Genomic DNA, 24,665 nt, shown 5'->3' on the forward strand with positions numbered 1-24,665 from the left:
ATTGATCTCGCCCCCGTTGTGTAGCGGCCTAGCACGCTGCCCTCTCACGGCAGTAGCGCCGGTTCGAATCCGGTCGGGGGTACTCGGTCCGCAAGGACCAACGCCCCCGTTGTGTAGCGGCCTAGCACGCTGCCCTCTCACGGCAGTAGCGCCGGTTCGAATCCGGTCGGGGGTACTCGGTCCGCAAGGACCAACGCCCCCGTTGTGTAGCGGCCTAGCACGCTGCCCTCTCACGGCAGTAGCGCCGGTTCGAATCCGGTCGGGGGTACCGAAGGAAAAGAGCTCCGGATATGATCCGGAGCTCTTTTGCATTTCAGGGGTGGGGTTGTGCGCGGATTTCTGGCCGCAGTCGGCGGCCTGGCGGCTGTTGTGCTCTATCTGGCCTGGGGATTCAGCATTCTGCTGACCGAACGGGCGGACGCCGGGGTGGATGTCGGCGGGGCGGTGTTCCTCCTCCTGCCCGTGGTGCTCGGCCTGGTGGCCCGCCAGGTCGTCACCCACCGGCGCCGCGCCGAGCGCGAGGACCGGTTGCAGCGCCTGCACGAGGCGCGGCTCGAACTGACCCGGGTGGAGCAGCCGGGGCTGTGGGAGCTGCTCGAGCGGACCGCCCGCGCCTGCGGCGCCGAGCTGCCCGAGTCGATCGAGCTTCACGCCGGTACCGGCGCGAGCGTGCGCCAGTACGGGCCGGCCCAGCGCCCGCGCCTGATGCTGGGCGTACCCCTGCTGCTCGGCATGTCCGTCGGTGAGCTGACCGCGGTTCTCGGGCACGAGTTCGGCCATGTCCGTCGTGGCCCGCACCTGCGGCTCGCGCGTCGCGCGCACGAGCGCCTCCTGCGGCGGCGGCTGCGCCTCGCGCTGGCCCGCCGTGAGGAGTTGGCCTGCGACGCGATGGGTGCCCGGGTGGCCGGCCCGGCGGCCATGGCCTCGGCCTTGCGCGCCATCATCGCGTGGGGCTGGGCCGAGCGGCGCTATGCGGCCGACTACCTGGAGCCGGGCGTCCTGGCCGGGGTCCGGCCCCGGCAGCTCTACCGCGGTCTGGCCGCGCTGTTCGCGGACCCCTCCCGCGCCGTCGAGCGTGAGGCGCATCTGCGCGCCGTCCTGGCGGAGCAGGAGGATCCCCGGCTCACCCATCCAGGCCTCCGGCGTCGCCTGGACGCGCTGGCGCGCCGCTCGGGAGCGCCGTCCGTCGCGGCCGACGACCGGCCCGCGCTCGAACTCCTCCGCGACGCGGACGAGGTACTGGATCGCGCGGCCGAACTCCTGCTGGGGCGCGACATCGTGAAGGCCCGTCCGCTGGACTGGGCGGAGTACTTCCACACGGCCGGACGGACCGCCAACATCCGTGTGGCGCTGCCGGTCTCGGTCCGGGCCGGGGGCGCGGGCGACCTGGCGCGGGTCATCGGGCTCTGGGAGGAAGGTGGCCTGCCCGACCTCGCGGTCCAGTCGGTCGCTCTGGACGCGCTCGCCGCCGCCGGGCACGTCCGGTGGATCGCCGACTGGGCGGCGCCGTTGCGCGCGGTCCGCGCGGACGGGAGCCCGCTGCCGGAGGGCGGCGCGGCCGCGTTGGTCGCCCTGGTCGGGGAGCTGCGGGTGGCGGTCAACCACGTCCCGGTTTTCGGGTAGTATCTTCCTCCGGCGGTCCGCGGACCGTCACTGGGGTATGGTGTAATTGGCAGCACGAGTGATTCTGGTTCATTTAGTCTAGGTTCGAGTCCTGGTACCCCAGCTTTTGAACAGCCCAGCTTTGAAGAGGCCCTCATCGAGGGCCTTTTTTGTGCCCTGGGAACGAACGACCGAGGGGCGGACCGCCGTAGCGGTCCGCCCCTTCTGGTACGTGGGGGTCAGGCGCGACGCAGCGCGTCGGTGAGGCGGGCGGCCGCCTCGACGATGGCCTGGGCGTGCAGCCGGCCCGGGTGACGGGTCAGGCGCTCGATCGGGCCGGAGACGGAAACCGCCGCCACGACCCGGTTGGACGGCCCGCGCACGGGCGCCGAGACGGAGGCCACGCCGGGCTCGCGCTCGCCGATGGACTGCGCCCAGCCGCGGCGTCGCACGCCGGAGAGCGCGGTCGCGGTGAAGCGCGCACCCTGGAGACCACGGTGCAGTCGCTCGGGCTCCTCCCAGGCGAGCAGCACCTGCGCGGCCGAACCGGCCTTCATCGGGAGCGTGGAGCCCACCGGGACGGTGTCCCGCAGGCCGGAGAGCCGCTCGGCGGCGGCCACACAGATACGGAGATCGCCCTGCCGCCGGTACAGCTGCGCGCTCTCGCCCGTCACGTCGCGCAGGTGGGTGAGCACCGGGCCGGCCGTGGCCAGCAGCCGGTCCTCGCCCGCCGCGGCGGCGAGCTCGGAGAGGCGGGGCCCCAGGATGAAGCGGCCCTGCATGTCACGGGTGACCAGGCGGTGGTGCTCCAAGGCGACCGCCAGGCGGTGCGCGGTGGGACGCGCCAAGCCGGTGGCCGAGACCAGCCCGGCCAGGGTCGCGGGGCCGGACTCCAGCGCGCTCAGCACCAGAGCAGCCTTGTCGAGAACGCCGACGCCACTAGAGTTGTCCATGCCCTGATATTGCAGTCTCGGATCGCGAGACGCAAGTTCAATCTTCTGGGAACTGCGTCACTCTGGAGGAACAGGGGCTCCCCAGGGGCATCCAGGGGGCTCCCACAGGAGCTTTCGCCAAGCAGACGCCACGTAATCGACGGCTTGACCGGCGACGTAGCCGGTCGGAGGGACAGCGATGGGACGCACACTCGCGGAGAAGGTCTGGGACGACCACGTCGTTCGGCGCGCCGAGGGCGAGCCCGACCTGCTCTTCATCGATCTTCACCTGCTGCACGAGGTCACCAGCCCGCAGGCCTTCGACGGCCTGCGCCTCGCCGGCCGCAAGGTGCGTCGCACGGACCTCACCATCGCCACCGAGGACCACAACACCCCGACTCTCGACATCGACAAGCCGATCGCGGACCCGGTGTCCAAGGTCCAGTTGGAGACGCTGCGCGCCAACTGCGCCGAGTTCGGCGTCCGCCTGCACTCGCTGGGCGACGTAGAGCAGGGTGTCGTCCACGTGGTGGGACCGCAGCTGGGACTGACCCAGCCCGGCACCACCGTGGTCTGCGGCGACTCGCACACCTCCACCCACGGCGCGTTCGGCGCGCTTGCCTTCGGCATCGGCACCAGCCAGGTCGAGCACGTGCTGGCCACGCAGACGCTGCCGATGGACCGCCCGAAGACGATGGCCATCACGGTCGAGGGCGAGCTGCCCGACGGCGTCACCGCCAAGGACCTGATCCTGGCGGTCATCGCGAAGATCGGCACCGGCGGCGGCCAGGGCTACGTCCTGGAGTACCGCGGTTCGGCGATCCGGGGCCTGTCCATGGAGGCCCGGATGACCGTCTGCAACATGTCGATCGAGGCCGGCGCCCGTGCCGGCATGATCGCCCCGGACGAGACCACCTTCGCCTACCTCCAGGGCCGCGACCACGCCCCCACGGGCGAGGACTGGGACGCCGCCGTGGCGTACTGGAAGACCCTGGCCACCGACGAGGACGCGGTCTTCGACGCCGAGGTCCTCATCGACGCGGCCTCCCTGTCGCCGTTCGTCACCTGGGGCACCAACCCGGGCCAGGGCGCGCCGCTGGGCGCGAACGTGCCGGACCCGGCGTCCTTCGAGGACCCGCAGGAGCGCATCGCCGCCGAGAACGCCCTGACGTACATGGGCCTCACGGCCGGCACCCCGCTGCGCGAGGTGAAGGTCGACGCGGTCTTCGTCGGCTCCTGCACCAACGGCCGCATCGAGGACCTGCGCGCCGCCGCCGCGATCGTCGAGGGCCGCCGGATCGCCGACGGCGTGCGGATGCTGGTCGTCCCGGGCTCCGTCCGCGTCGCCCTCCAGGCGATCGAGGAGGGCCTGGACAAGGTCTTCACCGCCGCCGGTGCCGAGTGGCGCCACGCCGGTTGCTCGATGTGTCTGGGCATGAACCCCGACCAGCTGGCCCCCGGTGAGCGCTGCGCGTCCACCTCCAACCGCAACTTCGAGGGCCGCCAGGGCAAGGGCGGGCGCACCCACCTGGTCAGCCCCCAGGTGGCCGCCGCCACCGCGGTGCTGGGCCACCTGGCCTCGCCCGCCGACCTGTCCGACGCCCAGCAGCTCGTGGAGGCCTGAGCAGCCATGGAGAAGTTCACCTCGCACACCGGCCGGGCCGTCCCGCTGCGCCGCAGCAACGTCGACACCGACCAGATCATCCCGGCGCACTGGCTCAAGAAGGTCACCCGCAACGGCTTCGAGGACGGCCTGTTCGAGGCCTGGCGCAAGGACGACGCGTTCGTCCTCAACCGCCCGGAGCGTCAGGGCGCGACGGTCCTGATCGCGGGCCCCGAGTTCGGCACCGGCTCCTCCCGCGAGCACGCGGTCTGGGCGCTGCAGAACTACGGCTTCAAGACCGTCATCTCCTCCCGCTTCGCGGACATCTTCCGCGGCAACTCCCTGAAGAACGGCCTGCTGACGGTGATCCTGCCGCAGGAGACCGTGGAGCGGCTGTGGGCGGTCGTCGAGGCCGACCCGCAGGCGGAGGTGACCGTCGACCTGGAGGCCCGCGAGGTCCGCGCGGAGGGCGTCACCGCCTCGTTCGCGCTGGACGAGAACGTCCGTTGGCGTCTGCTGAACGGTCTGGACGACATCTCCATCACCCTCCAGCAGGAGGCGGACATCGCCTCCTACGAGGCCGCGCGGCCGTCCTTCAAGCCGACCACCACGCCCGTCGGCTGATCTCTCAGCAGCGGTTTTTCGCCACATCCAGGCAGCCCCCCGGTGTCCACCGGGGGGCTGCCTGCTGTCGTCCGGGTGACTCTGTGTAAGGTCATCGGCAGGCGCAAGCAGGAGACAACTGGCCTTGAGTGGCACAATCTCCGCATGAGTCCCAGTGACCCGCCCCCGGGTGGCGACGACGCGGAGCTGATCGAGGAGGCCGCGGACGTCGAGCTGTACGGGCTGGTCGCACGACGACTCAAGGATGCACACGCCCGTGTGCGTGCTCTGGACGTGTCGGACGCGGAGAGAGCCGCGTTGACCCGTTCGTTGCTCATGGTGACGGAGGCGGCGAAACGCGATCTCCCGGAAGCCGCACGGAGGTTGGCGCGTTTCGTAGCGGACCTGGACGGCCCCCGGCCGACCGGTCGGACGACGGGCTGAAACCCGAATCCATTGCGACACAAGGGTGATGCGCCCGTTTGGTTATTGAAATGGCGTATATACATGCCTAACGTGCGAATTGCCCAGAAGAATCTTCCGGGCTTCCGTTTCCGAAGGGGAAGACGTGAACAAGGCGCAGCTTGTTGAAGCGGTAGCCGAGCAGCTTGGTGGCCGTCGCGCCGCCGCAGAGGCAGTTGATGCTGTGCTCGACACCATCGTGCGTGCCGTGACCGCGGGTGACCGCGTGTCCGTGACCGGTTTCGGCACTTTCGAGAAGGTGGACCGCGCCGCGCGGTTCGCCCGTAACCCGCAGACCGGTGACAAGGTCAAGGTCAAGAAGACCGCCGTTCCGCGGTTCCGCCCGGGTCAGGGTTTCAAGGACCTGGTCAGCGGCTCGAAGAAGCTCCCGAAGACGGGTGTCTCGGTCCGCAAGGCCCCCAAGGGCTCGCTGACCCCGGGCAAGACGGGCATGGCGGCTCCGGTCGGCTCTCCGGCGGCGAAGAAGGCCGCTGCCGCGGCCAAGAAGGTCACGGCGAAGAAGACCACGCCGACGGTCAAGAAGGCCGCCGCCAAGAAGGCCACGGCGGCTGCGGCCGCCACCACGGCCGCGAAGAAGGCCACGCCGGCGAAGAAGGCGACCACGGCGAAGACCGCGGCCGCGAAGAAGACCACGGCCGCTGCGAAGAAGACCACCGCGGCGGTCAAGGCTCCGGCGAAGAAGACGGTCACCGCCAGCACCTCCCGCCCCGCGGCGAAGAAGGCCACGACGGCGAAGAAGGCCACCCCGGCGGCCAAGAAGACCACGGCGAAGAAGGCTCCCGCCAAGAAGGCCACGGCCAAGTAAGCCACCGGCCACGTCGAGCACACCTCACCGCAGGGGCACGCGAACCCACCCGGGTCCACGTGCCCCTCGGTGCATTCGGCGGCGGAGCCGCCAGGGGCGCGAGGAACTGCGCGGGAAACCACTGATGAGCGGATGGCCCTGCTCGTTCGGCGCGCTACGTGGGTGGGTGGCTTGTCGCGCAGTTCCTCGCGCCCCTGGGTGGTGCAGCTGAGCCGTTTGCCTAGAAGGTCTGCAGTGTGATGAGCGTGATGCGGCGGTTCGCGCCGTTGCCCTCGGTCTCGATGCGGACGCGCTGGCCCGGCCGCAGGAGGCGCAAGCCGCCCGCGTCGAAGGCCGCCGCGTCGAAGGGGAGCGGGGTGCCGTCGTCCAGGAGGACCTGGCCGCTGCGGCTGTCGGGGGAGTACGTGTACGCGGTCGCCTGCATGAGGCCAAGCGTAGTCAGCGTGTGCCGGCCCGCGCCCAGGGCCAGGGCCACGCGGAGGTCCTCGCCCGTGTCGACGTCGCGGCGCACGCTCGCCACGCCGTCCAGTCCGAGCTCCACCGCGCCCGACGCGGCGTGCGCCGCACGCGACGCGCCCCCGAACAAGGGTGAGAGCGGCACGCCCCGCGCCGCCGCCAGCAGCGTCGTCCCGACGCCCTGCGTGTCCGCCAGGAACGCCCGCGGATGCGCGCTCGCCGCGCCCAGCACGCGGGCCAGTTCCGCCGGCCGCAGCGCCGGCAGGTCCGCGGACATCGCCGCCACCGCCCCCGCGCCCAGCGCCTCCCGCGCGTACCGCGCGCCGTGGGCGAGCGCCGCGTTCAGGCCCGCGCCGGGGGAGTCGGGTACGACCACGGCCCCGGCCAGGGCCAACTGCGCGCCCGCCTGCTCGTCGTCGCAGACGGCCACCACCCGGGCCACCGCCGGGCACGCCCACGCCGCCGCGACGGTGTCGAGCGCGAAGGCGAGGGCCAGTCGCGGCCGGAGCGCCCCGACCACCGGCGCGAGGCGCGACTTGCCCTCGGCGGGTGGCTTCAGCGGGATCACCACGGTGGTGCCCGCGGTCGTCTTCGGGGTCGTCATCGGCGCCCATTGTGCCCGGAACAGGCACCCGGACGGGCTCTACCGGCGGGGGCGCCTCGACAGTCCGACGAGGCAGGGGCGACACTTGTGCGGTTGAACGTTAAGAATCACCGTCGGCCCCACGCGGGACGGCGCGCGAAGGAGGAGTGCTCGTGCCCGGCTCCAGCACCAGGGCGGCGCGCCGCAGATACGGCTTCTGGTACCGCTTGGCCGCGGTGATCGCGAAGCCGCCGCTGTTCGCGATGACCAAGCGGGACTGGCGCGGTTACGAGAACATTCCTGTCGAGGGCGGATTCCTGACCGCGATCAACCACAACTCGTATTTGGATCCGCTCGTCTACGGGCACTATCAGTACGACTCCGGTCGCCCTGCGCGATTTCTGGCGAAGGCCGGCGTCTTCAAGCTGCCGGGGGTCAAGCAGATTCTGCACGGCGCAAAGATGATCCCGGTGTACCGCGGTTCCACCGACGCGACGCAGGCTTTCCGCGCCGCGATCGACGCCGTCGACTCCGGTGAATGCGTCGCGTTCTACATCGAGGGAACGCTCACGCGCGACCCGGACCTGTGGCCGATGACCGGCAAGACCGGTGCGGCGCGCGTCGCGCTGACGACCGGAGCTCCCGTCATCCCGGTGGCCCAGTGGGGCGCGCACGAGATCATGCCGCGCTACGCGAAGGGCGGGAAGGGCAACCGCCGCTTCAAGCCCTTCCCCCGAAAGACCGTCATGGTCGTCGCGGGGCCGCCCGTGGACCTCGACCGCTGGCGTGGCGAGGAGATCACCGGGGCGGTCCTGCGCGAGGCGACGGACGCCATCATGAACGACATCACCGCCCTGCTGGAGCAGCTGCGCGGGGAGAAGGCCCCGTCCGAGCGCTTCGACATGGCCAAGTCGCGCGCGCCGCAGGGCCAGGCGGAGGGCTCGCAGGAGATGGGCTCGGAGGAGAACGAGAAGGAGCCCGCCGAGTGACCACCCGCTGCGCCGTCTTCGGATACGGCTCCTGGGGCACCGCCTTCGCCATGATCCTCGCCGACGCCGGCTGCGACGTGACCCTGTGGGGCCGTCGCCAGGAGCTCGTCGACGCCATCAACGGCACCCGAACCAACCCGGAGTACCACCCGGGCATCGAACTCCCGCCGAACATCACGGCCACCACCGACCCCGCCAAGGCGGCGGCGGACGCGGACTTCACCGTCCTCACCGTCCCCTCCCAGACGCTGCGTCCGCTGCTCGCCGACTGGGCGCCGCTGCTGGCTCCGGAGACGGTGCTGGTCAGCCTGATGAAGGGCGTGGAGCTCGGTACGGCCAAGCTCATGAGCCAGGTCATCCAGGAGGTCGCCGAGGTGCCCGCGGAGCGGGTCGCGGTCGTCTCCGGGCCGAACCTGGCGGGCGAGATCATGCAGCGTCAGCCTGCGGCGAGTGTCGTCGCGTGCACGGACGAGTCGGCCGCGCGGCGCCTCCAGGCGGCGTGCCTGACGGGCTACTTCCGCCCCTACACGATCACCGACGTGGTCGGCGCCGAGCTCGGTGGCGCGGTGAAGAACGTCATCGGTGTGGCGGTCGGCATCGTCGACGGCCTGGGCTTCGGCGACAACACCAAGGCCTCCCTGATCACCCGCGGCCTCGCCGAGACCACCAGGCTCGGCCTGGCGATGGGCGCCGACCCGCACACCTTCGCGGGGCTGGCGGGCATGGGCGACCTGGTCGCCACGTGCAGCTCGCCGCTGTCGCGCAACCACACCTTCGGCCTCAACCTCGGCCGCGGCATGTCCCTGGCCGAGGCGACGGCCGCGATGCGGCAGACGGCGGAGGGTGTGAAGTCCTGCGTCTCGGTGCTGGATCTGGCGCAGCGCAACGGCGTCGACATGCCGATCACCCAGACGGTCGTCGACATCGTCCACGGCGGCAAGTCCCCCCGGAAGGCGGTCAAGGAACTCATGGGCCGCAGCGCCAAGCCCGAACGGCGCTGAGCCTTCTTCAGGGCGCCGGTTGCACCATCCAGGGGCGCGAGGCTCCGCTGACTTGCGGCTCCTCCCCCAGCCTTCGGCCGGGAGGTGCCCCCTGCGTGGGCGCGACAATCCCCCAGCCTTCGGCCGGAAGGTGCCCCCTGCGTGGGCGCGACAATCCCCCAGCCTTCGGCCGGAAGGTGCCCCCTCTGACGAGCGGATGGTCCTCATCGAGCAGGGCCATCCGCGCAGGGTGGCTGCGCGCGCAGTTCCTCGCGCCCCTGCGGTAGTGCCGGGAGCGCCCCCGCTGGACAGTGCGGGTAGTGTCCTACGGGATATGAGCACTCAGCCTTCCTCCCCCAGTCCCGCCGGAGGGCGCAAGCCCCGCGTCGCGGTCGTCTTCGGCGGCCGCAGCTCCGAGCACGCCATCTCCGTCGTCACCGCCGGCAGCGTCCTGCGCGCGCTGGACCGGGACGCGTACGAGGTGCTGCCGATCGGCATCACCCATGACGGCCGGTTCGCGCTCACGACCGACGAGCCCGAGCGGATGGCCATCACCGACGGCAAGCTGCCCGACGTGGACCAGCTGGCCGAGTCCACCGAGGGCCAGGTGAACCTGCCCGCCAGCCCGGTCGCCCGCGAGGTGGTCTACGCCGAGCCCGGCGCGGTCCCGAAGGCGCTGGGCGAGGTCGACGTCGTCCTGCCGCTGCTGCACGGGCCGTGGGGCGAGGACGGCACGCTCCAGGGACTGCTGGAGCTCTCCGGCGTGCCCTACGTCGGCTCCGGCGTGCTGTCGAGCTCGGTGGGGATGGACAAGGAGTACACCAAGCGGGTGCTCCAGGCCTTCGGTCTGCCCGTCGGCCCGTACACCGTGGTGCGGCCGCGCGAGTGGGCGACCAAGACCGGTCGCGACGCCGCGATCGCCCGCATCAACGAGCTGGCCTACCCGGTCTTCGTGAAGCCCGCCCGGGCCGGTTCCTCCATCGGCATCACCAAGGTGAACGACCCGGCCGACCTGGTCCGCGCGATCGAGTTCGCCCGCGAGCACGACCCGAAGGTGATCGTCGAGGCGGGCGTGGTCGGCCGTGAACTGGAGTGCGGCGTTCTGGAGTTCGAGGACGGCCCGCGCGCCAGCCTGCCGGCCGAGGTGCTCGTCGCCGAGGGCTTCGACTTCTACGACTTCGAGGCCAAGTACATCGACTCCAGCGACGTGCAGATCCCGGCGAAGCTGAACGAGGACGAGCTCGCTCGGCTCCAGGAGCTCGCCGTGCAGGTCTTCGAGGCGCTCTCCTGCGAGGGCCTGGCCCGTGTCGACGTCTTCCTGCAGGAGAACGGCGAGTTCGTGGTCAACGAGATCAACACCATGCCGGGCTTCACCCCGATCTCGGCCTTCCCGAAGATGTGGGAGGCCAGCGGCATCGCCTACCCGCAGCTGGTCGACCACCTGCTGCAGGCGGCCCTGCGCCGGTCCACCGGCCTGCGCTGACCCCCGCGCGCGGCCGACCCTAGGCGCACGAGAACTTGCGGTCCGGGTCCAGCGGGCTCGCCTTGGCCACGGCCGGGGCGAGCTCGCTGAGCGGGGACTGCTTGCCGTAGTACGCGGCAGGCACGAAGACCTCCACGATGGCCTGCTGGTCCACCGAGGAGAAGGTGAAGCTGTTGTCGGCCTGGTTGTGGACCGAGGCCCAGCAGACGCCGCCGATCTCCGCGCCGCTCAGATTGTCGCCCTCGGGGTTGTAGTTCCTCGAGTGCGGGTCGAGCACGCTCGGCATCCCCGCGCCGCAGCGCAGCGTCACCGCCGGGTCACCCCAGGCGGCGGTGTTCGCGCTGCCGGGGGTGGTGCCGCGGCGGCCCTGGCCCATCAGCGTCTTCGGCAGCGACTTCTGCAACGCCACACACTGCTGTGCCACCGCGCCCGTGGTGGTCGGCGCGGCGACGGGCACGCGTCCGCCCCCGCCACCGCCGCAGGCGGTCAGCAGGAGGGCGGTGGCGGCGGTCAGCGCGAGCGGGGCGGCGATCCTGGTCACCCCGCGATGCTACGTGGTGCTTACAGGTGCACCACCGGGCAGGTCAGGGTGCGGGTGATCCCCTCCACCTGCTGGATCTGCGCCACGACGAGTCGGCCCAGGTCGTCGACGGTCTCCGCCTCGGCGCGGACGATGACGTCATAGGGACCGGTGACATCCTCGGCCTGGACCACTCCGGGGATCCCGGAGATGACCTCGGCCACATTGGACGCCTTGCCGACTTCTGTCTGGATGAGGATGTAGGCCTGTACCACGAGGACTCCCGGCGGCTCGGAGCGGAGATCTTGCGTGGGTGTGGTTCCCCGACGGCGACGATGGAAACGGGGGAACCGAGGGAACCGCCACGCTATCGTTCCCCGTCGCCCGCAGGGGAGCCCTTCGACGCGCCCCCAGGGCGTACGCTGCGCGCGTGAGGCGCGTAGACGCGCGCCCGCGACCGAACAGTCTCAAGGACAGTCTCAGGTACTGACCAGATCCGGAAGGAAACCCATGCAGGTCGGCGAGCTCGGTGAGTTCGGACTGATCCGGGAGCTCACGTCCCGGCTGCCGCAGACCTCGGCCGTGGAGCTCGGTCCGGGCGACGACGCGGCCGTCGTCGCCGCGCCCGACGGGCGGGTCGTGGCCACCACCGACGTGCTGCTGGAGGGCAGCCACTTCCGCCGGGACTGGTCCACCGCCTACGACGTGGGCCGCAAGGCCGCCGCACAGAACCTGGCCGACGTCGCCGCGATGGGCGCCGTCCCGACCGCGCTGCTGCTGGGCCTCGTCGTCCCGGCCCAGCTCCCGGTCACCTGGGCGCTGGAGCTCATGGACGGCCTGCGCGACGAGTGCCAGGTGGCGGGCGCGGCCGTGGTCGGCGGCGACGTCGTGCGCGGCGAGGCGATCACCGTCTCCATCACCGCACTGGGTGACCTGCAGGGCCGTCGCCCGGTCACCCGCTCGGGCGCCCGTCCGGGTGACAAGGTCGCCGTGACGGGCTGGCTGGGCTGGTCCGCGGCGGGCTTCACCGTCCTGTCGCGCGGCTTCCGCTCGCCGCGTGCCTTCGTCGAGGCGCACCGGCGCCCCGAGCCGCCGTACCACGCCGGCCCGGCGGCGTCCGTGCTCGGCGCGACGTCCATGATCGACGTCAGCGACGGCCTGGTGGCCGACCTCGGCCACGTCGCGGAGGCCAGCGGCGTGCACATCGACCTGCGGGCCGCCGACTTCGACATCCCCGCGCAGATGGCGGACATCGGCCAGGCGGTCGGTGTCGACCCGCTCCAGTGGGTGCTCTCCGGCGGCGAGGACCACGCGCTCGTCGCGACCTTCCCGGCCGACACCCACCTGCCCTCGCGCTGGCGCGTCGTCGGCGAGGTGACCCGCCCCGCGAGCCTGACCGGCACCGGACGGGTGACGGTCGACGGCGCCCCCTGGGACCGCATCGGCGGATGGGACCACTTCGGCGCGCAGGCCTGAGAGGGCGATAAGTCCCCCCGGTCGGGGCCCTTGTGCTGTGGGGCGAAGCATCCCCTTTCTGCATAGTCTTCCCTTATGCGAATCGGCGTGCTGACGAGCGGTGGCGACTGTCCCGGACTCAACGCGGTGATCCGCTCGGTGGTGCACCGGGCGGTCACCGAACACCAGGACGAGGTGCTCGGAGTCCAGGACGGCTTCCTCGGCCTCATCGAGGGCCGCACCCGGCCGCTCGGGCTGGAGGACGTCACCGGCATCCTGACCCGCGGCGGCACGATCCTCGGCAGCGCGCGGGTCGAGCGCGAACGCATGCGGGAGGCCGTCGCCAACGCCCACGCGCTGGCCGCGAGCGTCGGCATCGACGCCCTGATCGCCATCGGCGGCGAGGGCACGCTGACGGCGGCCAGGATGTTCAGCGAGGCCGGCCTGCCGGTCGTCGCGGTCCCGAAGACCATCGACAACGACATCGACGCCACGGACGTGACCTTCGGCCACGACACCGCCGTGTGGGTGGCCACCGAGGCGATCGACCGGCTGAAGACCACCGCCGAGTCCCACCAGCGGGTGATGGTCGTCGAGCTGATGGGTCGCCACACCGGCTGGATCACACTCCACGCCGGCATGGCGGGCGGCGCGCACGGCATCCTCATCCCGGAGCGCCCGTTCGACGTCGAGACGGTCTGCTGCATGGTCGAGGAGCGGTTCTCGCGCGGCAAGAAGTTCGCCATCGTCGCGGTCGCTGAGGGCGCGCAGCCGGCCCCCGGCACGATGCGCTTCGCGCACGGCGGCACGGACGCGTTCGGCCACCAGACCTTCGGCGGCATCGGCTCGCGCCTGGCGGGTGAGATCGCGCAGTGGATCAACAAGGAGTCCAAGCCGGTCATCCTCGGCCACATCCAGCGCGGCGGCACACCCACGGCCCACGACCGGGTCCTGGCGACCCGCTTCGGCTGGCACGCGGTGGAGGCGGTCCACAAGGGCGCCTACGGCCACATGACCGCTCTCCGCGGCACCGAGATCCACCTCGTCCCCATCGCGGACGCGGTCGCCCAGCTCAAGACCGTCCCCGAGGGCCGCTGGACCGAGGCCGAGGCCGTGCTCTGAGGGACGTCGCACCATCCAGGCGGCGCAGCCGCCAGGGGCGCTGGGCTCTGCGCGACAAGCCACGCCGTGCGGATGGTCCTCGATGCGCAGGGCCATCCGCGCAGGGTGGTTGCCCGCGCAGTTCCCCGCGCCCCTAGGGTGAGTGCATGGCTTCTGTCTCATCCAACGTTGCACCGCCGCGCGTGCTGACCATCGCGGGGTCCGATTCCGGCGGTGGCGCCGGGATCCAGGCCGATCTCAAGACCATGCTGGCCCTCGGCGTGCACGGCATGAGCGTCATCGCCGCCGTCACCGCGCAGAACTCCGTCGGGGTACAGGGGTACTGGGAGCTGCCCGTCGAGGCGGTCGTCGCGCAGTACCGGAGCGTCGTGGACGACATCGGCGTGCAGGCCGTGAAGACGGGCATGCTGGCCAGCGCCGAACTGGTCGAGGCCGTGGCCGGCCTCCTCGCCGAGAAGCCCGCGCCGGTCGTGGTGGACCCGGTCGGGGTCAGCAAGCACGGGGACGCGCTGCTCGCCGCGTCCGCGGTGAGCGTGCTGCGGGACCGTCTGCTGCCGCAGGCCACCGTGGCGACGCCGAACCTGCACGAGGTGGCGCAGCTCACAGGGATCGAGGTCACCCGTGAGAGCGAGCTCTCGGACGCCGCGAAGGCCGTGCAGGACCTCGGGCCGCAGTGGGCGCTGGTGAAGGGCGGGCATCTGGAGGGCGACGCGGTCGACCTGCTGCGCGGGCCCGACGGCACCGAGACGCTGTTCCGGGCCCACCGCTACGACAACCGGCACACCCACGGCACCGGCTGCACGCTGGCCAGCGCGGTCGCGTCCTACCTCGCGATCGGACTCGCCGTCCCGGACGCCGTCGCCGCCGCGAAGGAGTACATCACCGGCGCGATCCAGGGCGGCTTCGCGCTCGGCGCGGGCATCGGCCCGGTCGACCACGGCTGGCGCTTCCGGTAGCAGCGGAAGGGCAAAGCGAAGGGCCGGTCCACCCGGAGGTGGACCGGCCCTTGCGAAGCCGGAGGGGCAGCCGCCGCGTCAGCGGGAAACCTTGCCGGCCTTGATGCACGAGGTGCACACGTTGAGCCGCTTCGGCGTACGCCCGATCACAGCGCGGACCGTCTGGATGTTGGGGTTCCAACGACGACGGGTCCGGCGGTGCGAAAAGGAGATGTTGTTGCCGAAGCCCGGCCCCTTGCCGCAGACGTCGCAGTTGGCAGCCACGGGAGTCACTCCAAAGACTTCAGATGCACTAACGGTTCCAACCCCGTGGCGCGAACGCCGCGACAGCGCGGTTCGCACCGACTGTCCTTGGGGGTGTCCTGGAAGGGATTCCAGGCAACCGGAGCAGCATACATCGGCTGGCTCCGTAGAACGAAACTACCATGACCGGGCGGTTAAGCCCGCATCGCCGTCCTCCCGCCCGCGCTGACCGGGGCCCCGACCGGGCGGTAGCCTGCGGGGAACCCAGAGAGCAAGAGGAGAGACCCGGTGCCGCAGACCCTCGACGCCGCGGCCGTGCGCGACTGGTGCCGGCTCTCCCTGGCCGCCCTCGGCCAGGCGCGTGAGGAGATCGACGCGCTCAACGTCTACCCGGTTCCCGACGGGGACACCGGGACCAACCTCTACCTCACCGTCGAATCCGCCGCCGGGAAGGTCGAGGCGCTGTTCACCGACGGCGCCGGCGCCCCCACCCTGGAGGCCGCCCTGCGCGCCATGGCGCACGGCGCGCTGCTGGGCGCGCGCGGCAACTCCGGAGTGATCCTGTCCCAGCTGCTGCGCGGCGTGGCCGCCTCCGTCGGGGCGGGGCCCTGCGACGCCGACGGGCTGCGGCGCGCGCTGCGGCGGGCCGCCGACGCCGGATACGAGGCCGTGGCGGTGCCCGTCGAGGGCACCGTGCTGACCGTGGCCGCCGCGGCCGCCGACGCCGCGGCGGCGCTGCCGGGGACGGCGGGGCTGTCGGCGGTCGCCGAGGCGGCGTTCGAGGCGGCGGGCACCGCGCTCGCGCTCACCCCGCAGCAGTTGGACGTGCTCGGCCGGGCCGGCGTCGTCGACGCCGGCGGACGCGGCCTGGTGGCCGTCCTCGGCGCGCTCGCCGACGCCGTCAGCGGGCAGTCCCCGATGGGGCCGCTGGCGCTGGCCACCCCCCGCCCGGTCGTCGTCCACGCCACGCCCGCCGCGCTGCTCGACGACGACCCGACCGGACCGGCCTACGAGGTCGTCTATCTGCTCGACGCCCGCGACGAGGCCGTGCCCGGGCTGCGCGCCCGCCTCGGCGCCCTCGGTGACTCGCTCGTCGTCAGCGGCGGCGAGGGTCTGTGGAGCGTCCACGTGCACGTCGACGACCCCGGTGCCGCCGTCGAGGCCGGGATCGAGACCGGGCGACCGCACCGGATCAGGATCACCCACTTCGCCTCGGCCGCCGCCGAGCAGGCGGACGCCTCGCACGCGGTCGGGCTCAGCCCGACCCGGGCCGTCGTCAGCGTGGTCCAGGGGGAGGGCCTGGCCGGGCTCTGCCGCGAGTGCGGCGCCACCGTCCTGCCCGCCGACCCCGACCGCGCGCCCAGCAGCGCCGAGCTCGCCGCCGCGATCCGGCTCGCCCACGCCCGCGAGGTCGTGCTGCTGCTCAACGACGCCGAACTGCGCGCGGCCGCCGGGGTCGCCGCCGACCAGCTGCGCGGCGAGGGCGTCCGGGTCGCCGTCATTCCCACCCGCTCGCCCGTCCAGGGTTTGGCCGCGCTCGCCGTGCACGAGCCCGCCCGTCGCTTCGACGAGGACGTGGTCGCGATGACCACGGCCGCCGGTGCCACCCGCTACGCGGAGCTGGCCGTCGCCGAGGGGGAGTCGTGGACGATGGCCGGCGTCTGCCAGGCCGGTGACATCCTCGGCCTGATCGACGGGGACGTGGCCGTCATCGGCGACCAGAGCGAGATGGTCACCACCGCGGCGACCGTGCTCGACCGCATGCTCGCGGCCGGTGGCGAGATGGTGACACTGATCGTCGGCGAGGACGCCGGGCCGGGGCTCGCCGACGCGCTCGTCGCGCACCTGCGGCGCACCAACCCGGTCGTGGACGCGGTCGTCTACGAGGGCGGCCAGGGCGCCGCGCCGCTGGTCGTCGGCGTGGAGTGACGGGCCTTTTGCGGTGGCCTGTCCGACCGATGGTGCATCGTTGACCTTGTGTCTCCTCTCGACGACGACCTGAAGAAGCACCTCGGCGCCCCGGCCAAGCAGCTCGCCGAAGGTCTCGACCTGCACACCGTCGGGGACCTGCTGCACCACTTTCCGCGCCGCTACAACGAGCGCGGCGAACTGACCAGCCTGGATTCGCTCGAGGTCGACGAGCACGTCACGGTCGTCGCCCGGATCGAGAAGTGCACGCTGATCCCCTTCCGCGGCCGCAAGGGCGACCGGCTGGAGGTCGTGGTCACGGACGGGCGCGGCCGGCTCTCGCTGACCTTCTTCAACCAGCGCTGGCGCGAGAAGGAACTGCGGCCCGGCCGCAGCGGCCTGTTCGCGGGCAAGGTCGGCGTCTTCAACCGCACCAGGCAGCTGACCAACCCGGACTACGAGCTGTTCGGCGACGGCGACGACCCCGACGCTCCCAAGGCCGCCGACCGCTTCGCCGGGCGGCTGATCCCCGTCTACCCGGCCTCCGCCAAGGCGCCCTCCTGGCGGCTCGCGCTCGCCGTGGACACCATCCTCGACGGCATGGACTGGACGCAGGTCCCCGACCCGGTCCCCGCCTCGCTGCTCGACTCACGCGGCCTGATCCCGCTGCACCAGGCGCTGGAGCAGATCCACCGCCCGCGCAACCAGGCCGAACGTCTCGCCGCCCAGGCCCGCCTGAAGTGGGACGAGGCCTTCGTGCTCCAGGTGGCCCTGGCCCGGCGTCGCGCCGAGGACACCGCCCGCCCGGCCGTCGCCCGCAAGCCGCGCACCGGCGGTTTGCTGGACGCCTTCGACGCCAAGCTCCCCTTCACCTTGACCGAGGGTCAGCAGCGCGTCTGCGCGGAGGTCTTCGCGGACCTCGCCACCGAGCACCCGATGCACCGCCTGCTCCAGGGCGAGGTCGGCTCCGGCAAGACGCTGGTCGCCCTGCGCGCCATGCTCGCCGTCGTCGACGCGGGCGGCCAGGCGGCCATGCTGGCGCCCACGGAGGTCCTGGCCCAGCAGCACCACCGCTCGATCGTGGAGATGATGGGCGAGCTGGCCCAGGGCGGCATGCTGGGCGGCGCCGACCACGCCACCAAGGTCACCCTGCTGACCGGCTCGATGGGCGTCGCGGCCCGCAAGCGCGCCCTGCTGGACCTGATCACGGGCGAGGCGGGCCTCGTCATCGGCACCCACGCGCTGATCGAGGACAAGGTGCAGTTCCTCGACCTCGGCCTGGTCGTCGTCGACGAGCAGCACCGCTTCGGCGTCGAGCAGCGCGACGCGCTGCGCGCCAAGGCCGAACGCCCGCCGCACCTGCTGGTCATGACGGCCACCCCGATCCCGCGCACCGTCGCCATGACGGTCTTCGGCGACCTGGAGACCTCCGTCCTGGACCAGCTCCCGGCCGGCCGCTCGCCCATCTCCTCGCACGTCGTCCCCGCGCTGGAGCGCCCCAACTTCCTGGCCCGTGCCTGGGAACGGATCCGGGAGGAGGTCGGCAAGGGCCACCAGGCGTATGTCGTCACGCCCCGGATCGGCGACGAGGAGGACGAGAAGGCGCTGAAGAAGGCGGAGAAGGCCGCGGCCAAGGATGGCGACGACCGACGACCGCCACTGGCCGTCCTGGACGTCGCAGAGGAACTGCGCGGCGGCCCGCTGGCGGGCCTGCGGGTGGAGGTGCTGCACGGGCGCATGGCGCCCGACGCCAAGGACGAGGTGATGCGGGCGTACTCGGCCGGCGAGGTGGACGTGCTGGTCGCGACCACGGTCATCGAGGTCGGCGTCAACGTCCCCAACGCCACGGTCATGGTCATCATGGACGCGGACCGCTTCGGCGTCTCCCAGCTGCACCAGCTGCGCGGGCGGGTGGGCCGTGGCTCGGCGCCGGGGCTGTGCCTGCTGGTCTCGGACATGCCGGCCGCGTCCGCCGCGCGCGAGCGCCTGGACGCGGTGGCGGGCACGCTGGACGGCTTCGAGCTCTCCCGCATCGACCTGGAGCAGCGCAGGGAGGGTGACGTGCTGGGGCAGGCGCAGTCGGGGGTCAAGTCCTCGCTGCGCGTGCTGTCGGTGCTGGAGGACGAGGACGTCATCGAGGCCGCGAGGGCGGAGGCGACCGCGCTGGTCGAGTCCGACCCCGAACTGACGGAGCATCCGGCCCTGCGCAGCGCGCTGGACTCGCTCCTCGGAGCGGAGCGCGCGGAGTACCTGGAGAAGGGCTGACGGGGGCTCGATTGTCAGTGCCCCCTGCGAGAATAGAGGTGTTGCAAAGGGGCCCTGACCGGCCATTCTTCAACATTCTCAGGGGGCACTTCCATGGCGTTCCGTCACCTGAACGAGCTGCCGCTCGGTGACAAGGTCTTCCGCATCGAACTCACCAGTGAGGACGACCGCGAGGTCACCCTCACCCTCACCGGCTGGCGCGAGGGTCACGCGTCCGAGCCGATCGCCTCCGGCAAGCTCCGCTTGCCGGTGGAGGACACCGCGTCCCTGCGCATCGCGCTGAACCGCGCGCTGCGGGCCCTCGCCATCGTCGCCGACGTCTCCGAGCCGATCCCGGACCGGGACGTGCTCCGTGAGCTCTACCCGGGACACGGTGCGCCGTGGGTCCCGCAGCACGAGGAGGAGCTGGTCCGCCGGTTCCACGAGGGCGAGACCATAGCCCGCGTGGCGGCCCGCTTCGGCCGCACGCCGGACTCCGTCCGCACCAAGCTCCGCGAGTTGGGCCACGACCCCCGCCGCCCCGAGTACTGCCCGCCCGACGGCTGCCTCTCCTGGAGCCGCTACGCCAGCCCGACGCTTCTGGGATCCGTGACGACTGAGGGCTAGTCGCACCACCGGGGGCGCGGGGCTCTGCGGATATGCGGCTCCGCCGCGTGGGCGCGACAAGCCACCCGCGTGGTGCGTGCAGGGCCGTCCGCACGCCGGTGGTTCTCGCGCAGTTCCTCGCGCCCCCGGATAGTGCACTAGCGTGAAAGTGCACACCTTTCCCCACCAGCAAGGACGCAGCCCACATGACCCGCGTGATCGCCGGAGCCGCCCGGGGGCGACGCCTCGCCGTGCCGCCGGGGAACGGTACCCGTCCCACCTCGGACCGGGCGCGGGAGGCGCTCTTCTCCAGCTGGGAGTCGCTCCGCGGCTCCCTCGCCGGGGCGCGCGTGATCGACCTGTACGCGGGATCAGGTGCCGTCGGGCTGGAGGCACTCTCCCGGGGCGCCGCGCACGCGCTCCTCGTGGAGGAGGACCCGGCCGCGGTGAAGGTGATCCTCGCGAACGTCCGCACGCTCTCCCTCCCCGGCGCCGAGGTCCGTTCGGGCAAGGCCGAGCGGGTGATCGTGGGGGCGCCCCCGTCCACCCCGTACGACCTGCTGTTCCTCGATCCGCCCTACGCCGTCACCGACGGCGAACTGCGCGAGATCCTGGTCACACTCACCTCTGAGGGCTGGCTCGACGACGACGTGATCGTCACCGTGGAGCGCAGCACCAGGGGCGGCGCTTTCGCCTGGCCGGAGGGCTTCGAGGGCCTGCGCGAGCGCCGCTACGGCGAGGCGACCCTCTGGTACGGTCGCGCCGCCGACGGAGCCGGCAAGGATGCCGGCCTGTGAGCGAGGAGATGACGATGTTCCGCCGTGCCGTCTGCCCGGGGTCCTTCGACCCCATCCACAACGGCCATCTCGACATCATCGAGCGCGCCTCGCGGCTCTATGACGTGGTCCACGTCGCGGTGCTGGTCAATCCCTCCAAGAAGGGGATGTTCAGCGTCGACGAGCGGGTGTCGATGATCGAGGAGATCACCGCGGGCTACGGCAACGTCAAGGTCGAGTCCCACCAGGGCCTGTTGGTGGACTACTGCCGCGACCGCGACATCCCGGCCATCGTGAAGGGCCTGCGCGCCGTCAGCGACTTCGACTACGAGCTGCAGATGGCGCAGATGAACTACGGGCTGAGCGGCGTGGAGACCCTGTTCGTGCCGACCAACCCCACCTACAGCTTCCAGTCCTCCTCCCTGATCAAGGAGGTCGCCGTCCTCGGCGGCGATGTGTCCCACCTTGTCCCGGACTTGGTGCTTCGCAGGCTGACCGAGCGGATCGCGGAACGGCGCGCGCAGCCCACGAATCCGTAGGACTGAGTACAGTTCCTTTTCTCCAGTTCCCTCGCGGAAAGCGTGACCCGGTGGACGTGCAGCAGAAGCTCGACGAGATCACCAAGCTGGTGGAGGGTGCCCGGTCGATGCCGATGTCGGCGTCGATCGTGGTCAACAAGGCCGATCTGGTGACCCTGCTCACCGAGCTGCGTGAGGAGCTCCCGAGCGAGATCGCGCAGGCGCAGCAGACGGTGCAGTACGGCGACCAGGTCGTCGAGGACGCCCGTCGTGAGGCCGAGCGGGTGGTCGCCGCCGCGCACGACGAGCGGCAGGCGCTGATCAACGGCACCGACTACGTCACCGTGGCCCAGTCCGAGGCGGACCGGCTGCTGGCCGAGGCCCGTGCGGAGGCGGGGGAGCAGCGGCGCGAGGCGGACGACTACGTCGACAGCAAGCTGGCCAACTTCGAGGTCGTGCTGACCAAGACCCTCGGCGCGATCGGCCGTGGCCGCGCGAAGCTGCGGGTGGCCGGCGGTCCGGTCGAGGGCGAGGACGGCGAGGAGTTCACCCAGGACGCCTTCCGCTCGCCCAGCCCCGAGGTGGACGAGTACGTCGACGTGAAGCTCGCCGCCCTGGAGACCGCGCTCAGCAAGACGTTGGAGGCCGTCGGCCGCGGCCGCGACAAGCTGCTGGGCAAGGCTCCCATCGACGAGCTGGGTGCCTACCTGGCCGCCGCCGACCAGGCGCAGGGCGTCGAGCAGGGCGACTTCCGTCAGGCGGCCGTGGCCGCGGAGCTGGGCCGCCAGGGCCTGATGCCCGGTGCCGAGCAGCAGGGCGTGCACCAGCCGGAGATGCACCCGGAGATGCAGCCGCAGGTCGAGTACTGGCCGCCGCAGCAGGACCCGTACGCGCAGCAGCCGCAGCAGCCGGTCTACGACCCCTACCAGGGTGGTTACGCCGAGCCGCAGCAGCAGCCCGTCTACGACCCCTACACCGGCGGCTACGTCGAGCAGCAGCCGCAGCCGGCGTACGACGCCTACGGCCAGCCGGTGCAGCCGGTCCAGCACGCGCAGATCCCGCAGCAGCAGCACTACGCGCAGCCGCAGCCGCAGGAGGTCACCAGCTTCTTCGACACCGGCTTCATCGACATGTCGAAGCTGCGCGAGTACGGCCAGGGCCACTGATCATCCGGCCGTGAGGTCGTGATCATCCGGCCCGAAGTTGGGTCGGGGTTCCGGCGTCGGGTATTCTGACCTCTCCGGCTTGATGTGCTGGGATTTGCTGCTGCCCTCGAACAGGGCGGCGGCCGCCGAAGACCAAGAGAAGGACAGACCCCTGAACCGCCTCGACCACCGCAACCCGCTCGTGTTCGACACACACGAGCTGGGCCGTCGGCCTGGGGCGATGCGGAAGGTGTCCCGCTCGGTCCCGGCGCCCGAGAACTTCGGCAACGAAGTGATCGGCGTGCCGGTCGGCGGTCCCGTGGAGCTGGAGCTCCGACTGGAGTCGGTCATCGAGGGCGTGCTCGTGACGGGCACGGCCGAGGCCGACCTCAAGGGCGAGTGCGTGCGCTGCCTGGAGCCGATCGAGCGCGAGCTCGAAGCGGACTTCCAGGAGCTTTACTACTACCCTGAGGCGGCCGACCGCTTCAAGGGAGGGTCCGACTCCGACGAGGACGAGGACGACGAGACTTACCGTCTCGAGGGCGACCTGTTCGACCTCGAGCCGGTGCTGCGTGACGCGGTGGTGCTCGCACTGCCGCTGCAGCCGGTGTGCCAGGACGACTGCCTGGGACTGTGCCCCGAGTGCGGGGCGCGGCTCACGGACGACCCGGACCACCACCATGACGCCGTCGACCCCCGGTGGGCGGCACTGCAGGAACTCTCGGCCGCATCCAGCGCGACCGGTAGCGAAGAGGACAGCGTCACCCGGGAGGGTGCCGCCGAGAACCAGGAGAAGTAGCTGTGGCTGTTCCCAAGCGGAAGATGTCGCGCAGCAACACGCGTCACCGTCGTGCGCAGTGGAAGGCCACTGTTCCCGCGCTCGTGGCGTGCGACCGCTGCAACCAGCCGAAGCTGGGTCACATCGCGTGCCCGAGCTGCGGCACCTACAACCGCCGTCAGGTCCTGTCGGTCTGATCGGCAGGAGAACACCAGATGTCAGCGTCAGCATCCGCTTCGCACGCCGACACCGGGTACAGCGTTCTGGAGGGACGGCTCGGCTACACGCTTGAGCCGCCCCTTCTGACGCGTGCACTGACTCACCGCTCGTACGCGTACGAGAACGGTGGCCTTCCCACGAACGAGCGTCTGGAGTTCCTGGGCGACTCGGTGCTGGGCCTGGTGGTGACGGACACCCTGTACCGCGTCCACCCCGACCTTCCGGAGGGGCAGCTCGCGAAGCTGCGCGCCGCGGTGGTCAACTCGCGCGCCCTCGCGGACGTCGCGCGGGGACTGGAACTCGGTACCTTCATCAGCCTCGGCCGTGGTGAGGAGGGAACCGGTGGGCGTGACAAGTCCTCGATCCTCGCGGACACCCTTGAGGCCGTCATCGGCGCGGTCTACCTCGACCAGGGCCTCGACAGCGCCTCGGAGCTGGTTCACCGGCTCTTCGACCCGCTGATCGAGAAGTCGTCGAACCTCGGCGCGGGCCTGGACTGGAAGACCAGCCTCCAGGAGCTCACCGCGAGCGTCGGGATCGGTGTGCCGGAGTACGTCGTCACCGAGTCCGGTCCGGACCACGAGAAGACGTTCATCGCCGCCGCCCGTGTGGCCGGCGAGGACTACGGCACGGGTACCGGTCGCTCGAAGAAGGAGGCCGAGCAGAAGGCCGCCGAGAGCGCCTGGCACGCGATCCGTGAGAAGCACGGCGAAGGCGCCGCACCGGCGCAGCCCGTGCCCTCCGCGGACGCGTAACACCACGAGCCGACTGCGGCTAGGCTGCCCGGATGCCTGAGCTTCCCGAAGTAGAGGTCGTCCGGCGCGGCCTGGACCGCTGGGTCAGTGGTCGCACGGTCCGCGCCGTCGAGGTGCTGCACCCGCGCGCCGTGCGCCGTCACGAGGCCGGCCCGGACGACTTCGCCGCGCAGCTGCGCGGCCGGGAGCTCGGTCCGGCGCTGCGCCGCGGCAAGTACCTGTGGCTGCCGCTGCCCGGCACCGGCGTCTCGCTGCTCGGCCACCTCGGCATGAGCGGCCAGCTGCTGGTGCAGCCGGAGGGCGCGGCGGACGAGAAGCACCTGCGGGTGCGCGTCCGGTTCGACGACGCGGCCGGCACCGAGCTGCGCTTCGTCGACCAGCGCACCTTCGGCGGTCTCGCCGTGGAGGACGCGGACCCGAGCGACCCGGACGCGGCCCCGATGTCCCTCGCGCACATCGCCCGCGACCCGCTCGACTCCCGTTTCGACGACACCGCCTTCCTCGCCGCGCTGCGCCGCCGCAGCAGCGGCGTCAAGCGCGCCCTGCTGGACCAGTCCCTGATCAGCGGTGTCGGCAACATCTACGCCGACGAAGCGCTGTGGCGCAGCAAGCTGCACTACGACCGTCCCGCCGACACCCTCACCCGCCCGGCCTCCGAGCTGCTGCTCGCCTCCGCCCGCGCGGTGATGACGGAGGCCCTGGCCCAGGGCGGCACCAGCTTCGACAGCCTCTACGTCAACGTCAACGGCGAGTCCGGCTACTTCTCCCGCTCCCTGGACGCCTACGGCCGCGAGGGCGAGCCGTGCAACCGCTGCGGCACGGCGATGCGCCGCGCGGCGTGGATGAACCGCTCCAGCTACTTCTGCCCCAAGTGTCAGCGTCTGCCCCGGCCGCGGTGAGT

General features: G+C 71.7%; 25 protein-coding genes, 4 tRNA genes and 1 pseudogene. 25 read left to right on the top strand and 5 right to left on the bottom strand.

What is annotated here, in order from left to right; genetic code table 11:
- The first annotated feature begins 9 nt into the window (after nt 1-9).
- From ABH931_RS16050 to ABH931_RS16070, 5 genes are all read left to right on the top strand, one after another.
- Nucleotides 10-82: transfer RNA gene (locus tag ABH931_RS16050), tRNA-Glu, on the top strand.
- Nucleotides 83-102: 20 nt separating this feature from the next.
- Nucleotides 103-175: transfer RNA gene (locus tag ABH931_RS16055), tRNA-Glu, on the top strand.
- A 20-nt stretch (nt 176-195) separates the two neighbouring features.
- Nucleotides 196-268 (top strand) — tRNA-Glu (locus ABH931_RS16060).
- Between the two features lie 59 nt (nt 269-327).
- A complete protein-coding gene (locus tag ABH931_RS16065; protein ID WP_370113664.1) occupies nt 328-1,623 on the top strand; it encodes a M48 family metallopeptidase in 1,296 nt (431 codons plus the stop codon).
- 31 nt (nt 1,624-1,654) lie between these two features.
- Nucleotides 1,655-1,726, top strand: a tRNA-Gln gene (locus ABH931_RS16070).
- 115 nt (nt 1,727-1,841) lie between these two features.
- Here the strand turns inward: ABH931_RS16070 and ABH931_RS16075 are convergent.
- Nucleotides 1,842-2,555 (bottom strand): IclR family transcriptional regulator, encoded by a 714-nt coding sequence (locus ABH931_RS16075; RefSeq protein WP_370113666.1) that lies wholly within the window; start codon nt 2,553-2,555, stop codon nt 1,842-1,844.
- A gap of 178 nt (nt 2,556-2,733) precedes the next feature.
- Between ABH931_RS16075 and leuC the strand changes: the two genes are divergently transcribed.
- The 4 genes from leuC to ABH931_RS16095 all read left to right on the top strand — a co-directional run bounded on the left by leuC (nt 2,734) and on the right by ABH931_RS16095 (nt 6,028).
- On the top strand, nt 2,734-4,158 hold the full coding sequence (gene leuC / locus ABH931_RS16080; RefSeq protein WP_370113668.1) for a 3-isopropylmalate dehydratase large subunit: 1,425 nt from the start codon (nt 2,734-2,736) through the stop codon (nt 4,156-4,158).
- 6 nt (nt 4,159-4,164) lie between these two features.
- Nucleotides 4,165-4,761, top strand: a complete 597-nt coding sequence (gene leuD / locus ABH931_RS16085) for a 3-isopropylmalate dehydratase small subunit (RefSeq protein WP_370113669.1) — start codon at nt 4,165-4,167, stop codon at nt 4,759-4,761.
- A 144-nt stretch (nt 4,762-4,905) separates the two neighbouring features.
- On the top strand, nt 4,906-5,184 hold the full coding sequence (locus ABH931_RS16090; protein WP_370113671.1) for a hypothetical protein: 279 nt from the start codon (nt 4,906-4,908) through the stop codon (nt 5,182-5,184).
- A gap of 124 nt (nt 5,185-5,308) precedes the next feature.
- Nucleotides 5,309-6,028: an HU family DNA-binding protein gene (locus ABH931_RS16095; protein WP_370113672.1), complete on the top strand. Its 720-nt coding sequence runs from the start codon at nt 5,309-5,311 to the stop codon at nt 6,026-6,028.
- Between the two features lie 430 nt (nt 6,029-6,458).
- Here ABH931_RS16095 and cofC read toward each other — a convergent pair.
- Nucleotides 6,459-7,088, bottom strand: a pseudogene (cofC, locus tag ABH931_RS16100) (2-phospho-L-lactate guanylyltransferase); the annotation flags it as partial.
- 206 nt (nt 7,089-7,294) lie between these two features.
- On the opposite strand from cofC, the gene ABH931_RS16105 reads away from it, so the two are divergent.
- The 3 genes from ABH931_RS16105 to ABH931_RS16115 all read left to right on the top strand — a co-directional run bounded on the left by ABH931_RS16105 (nt 7,295) and on the right by ABH931_RS16115 (nt 10,519).
- Entirely contained in the window at nt 7,295-8,056 is a 762-nt protein-coding gene (locus tag ABH931_RS16105) for a lysophospholipid acyltransferase family protein (RefSeq protein WP_370113674.1), read from the top strand.
- Nucleotides 8,053-9,057, top strand: coding sequence for an NAD(P)H-dependent glycerol-3-phosphate dehydrogenase (locus ABH931_RS16110; protein WP_370113676.1), 1,005 nt, complete (start codon nt 8,053-8,055; stop codon nt 9,055-9,057). Before ABH931_RS16105 ends, ABH931_RS16110 begins: the two co-directional genes overlap by 4 nt.
- A gap of 313 nt (nt 9,058-9,370) precedes the next feature.
- On the top strand, nt 9,371-10,519 hold the full coding sequence (locus tag ABH931_RS16115; RefSeq protein ID WP_370113678.1) for a D-alanine--D-alanine ligase family protein: 1,149 nt from the start codon (nt 9,371-9,373) through the stop codon (nt 10,517-10,519).
- Between the two features lie 19 nt (nt 10,520-10,538).
- Here the strand turns inward: ABH931_RS16115 and ABH931_RS16120 are convergent, their stop codons facing one another.
- Complete coding sequence (locus tag ABH931_RS16120) at nt 10,539-11,060, bottom strand: DUF3515 family protein (protein ID WP_370113683.1); 522 nt, start codon at nt 11,058-11,060, stop codon at nt 10,539-10,541.
- Nucleotides 11,061-11,080: 20 nt separating this feature from the next.
- The gene (locus ABH931_RS16125; protein ID WP_370113685.1) at nt 11,081-11,314 is read right to left on the bottom strand and encodes an Lrp/AsnC family transcriptional regulator; all 234 of its coding nucleotides are present in this window, start codon (nt 11,312-11,314) and stop codon (nt 11,081-11,083) included.
- 235 nt (nt 11,315-11,549) lie between these two features.
- On the opposite strand from ABH931_RS16125, the gene ABH931_RS16130 reads away from it, so the two are divergent.
- The 3 genes from ABH931_RS16130 to thiD all read left to right on the top strand — a co-directional run bounded on the left by ABH931_RS16130 (nt 11,550) and on the right by thiD (nt 14,572).
- Nucleotides 11,550-12,515, top strand: a complete 966-nt coding sequence (locus ABH931_RS16130; protein WP_370113686.1) for a thiamine-phosphate kinase — start codon at nt 11,550-11,552, stop codon at nt 12,513-12,515.
- A 75-nt stretch (nt 12,516-12,590) separates the two neighbouring features.
- The gene (locus ABH931_RS16135; protein ID WP_370113687.1) at nt 12,591-13,616 is read left to right on the top strand and encodes an ATP-dependent 6-phosphofructokinase; all 1,026 of its coding nucleotides are present in this window, start codon (nt 12,591-12,593) and stop codon (nt 13,614-13,616) included.
- Nucleotides 13,617-13,762: 146 nt separating this feature from the next.
- Nucleotides 13,763-14,572, top strand: coding sequence for a bifunctional hydroxymethylpyrimidine kinase/phosphomethylpyrimidine kinase (thiD, locus tag ABH931_RS16140; RefSeq protein ID WP_370113689.1), 810 nt, complete (start codon nt 13,763-13,765; stop codon nt 14,570-14,572).
- Nucleotides 14,573-14,650: 78 nt separating this feature from the next.
- On the opposite strand, the gene rpmB is transcribed toward thiD, so the two are convergent.
- Nucleotides 14,651-14,836, bottom strand: a complete 186-nt coding sequence (gene rpmB, locus ABH931_RS16145; protein ID WP_084701635.1) for a 50S ribosomal protein L28 — start codon at nt 14,834-14,836, stop codon at nt 14,651-14,653.
- A 267-nt stretch (nt 14,837-15,103) separates the two neighbouring features.
- On the opposite strand from rpmB, the gene ABH931_RS16150 reads away from it, so the two are divergent.
- The 10 genes from ABH931_RS16150 (at nt 15,104) to mutM (ending at nt 24,663) form a co-directional block, all read left to right on the top strand.
- A complete protein-coding gene (locus tag ABH931_RS16150; RefSeq protein WP_370113691.1) occupies nt 15,104-16,744 on the top strand; it encodes a DAK2 domain-containing protein in 1,641 nt (546 codons plus the stop codon).
- Between the two features lie 48 nt (nt 16,745-16,792).
- The gene (recG, locus tag ABH931_RS16155) at nt 16,793-18,988 is read left to right on the top strand and encodes an ATP-dependent DNA helicase RecG (protein ID WP_370113693.1); all 2,196 of its coding nucleotides are present in this window, start codon (nt 16,793-16,795) and stop codon (nt 18,986-18,988) included.
- Nucleotides 18,989-19,081: 93 nt separating this feature from the next.
- The gene (locus ABH931_RS16160; protein WP_370113695.1) at nt 19,082-19,594 is read left to right on the top strand and encodes a hypothetical protein; all 513 of its coding nucleotides are present in this window, start codon (nt 19,082-19,084) and stop codon (nt 19,592-19,594) included.
- A 185-nt stretch (nt 19,595-19,779) separates the two neighbouring features.
- On the top strand, nt 19,780-20,370 hold the full coding sequence (rsmD, locus tag ABH931_RS16165; protein ID WP_370113697.1) for a 16S rRNA (guanine(966)-N(2))-methyltransferase RsmD: 591 nt from the start codon (nt 19,780-19,782) through the stop codon (nt 20,368-20,370).
- Between the two features lie 14 nt (nt 20,371-20,384).
- Nucleotides 20,385-20,888 carry a pantetheine-phosphate adenylyltransferase gene (gene coaD, locus ABH931_RS16170; RefSeq protein WP_370113832.1) on the top strand — a complete coding sequence of 168 codons (504 nt, stop codon included), beginning with the start codon at nt 20,385-20,387 and terminating at the stop codon, nt 20,886-20,888.
- Between the two features lie 50 nt (nt 20,889-20,938).
- Nucleotides 20,939-22,033: a cell division initiation protein gene (locus ABH931_RS16175; protein WP_370113699.1), complete on the top strand. Its 1,095-nt coding sequence runs from the start codon at nt 20,939-20,941 to the stop codon at nt 22,031-22,033.
- Between the two features lie 220 nt (nt 22,034-22,253).
- Nucleotides 22,254-22,811: a DUF177 domain-containing protein gene (locus ABH931_RS16180; protein WP_370113701.1), complete on the top strand. Its 558-nt coding sequence runs from the start codon at nt 22,254-22,256 to the stop codon at nt 22,809-22,811.
- Nucleotides 22,812-22,813: 2 nt separating this feature from the next.
- A complete protein-coding gene (rpmF, locus tag ABH931_RS16185; RefSeq protein WP_042454021.1) occupies nt 22,814-22,987 on the top strand; it encodes a 50S ribosomal protein L32 in 174 nt (57 codons plus the stop codon).
- A gap of 18 nt (nt 22,988-23,005) precedes the next feature.
- Complete coding sequence (gene rnc, locus ABH931_RS16190) at nt 23,006-23,764, top strand: ribonuclease III (RefSeq protein ID WP_370113704.1); 759 nt, start codon at nt 23,006-23,008, stop codon at nt 23,762-23,764.
- Nucleotides 23,765-23,796: 32 nt separating this feature from the next.
- Nucleotides 23,797-24,663 carry a bifunctional DNA-formamidopyrimidine glycosylase/DNA-(apurinic or apyrimidinic site) lyase gene (gene mutM, locus ABH931_RS16195; RefSeq protein WP_370113706.1) on the top strand — a complete coding sequence of 289 codons (867 nt, stop codon included), beginning with the start codon at nt 23,797-23,799 and terminating at the stop codon, nt 24,661-24,663.
- The last annotated feature ends 2 nt before the right edge of the window (nt 24,664-24,665 follow it).

The organism is Streptacidiphilus sp. MAP12-33, from assembly GCF_041261265.1.
Taxonomy (GTDB): Bacteria; Actinomycetota; Actinomycetes; order Streptomycetales; family Streptomycetaceae; genus Streptacidiphilus.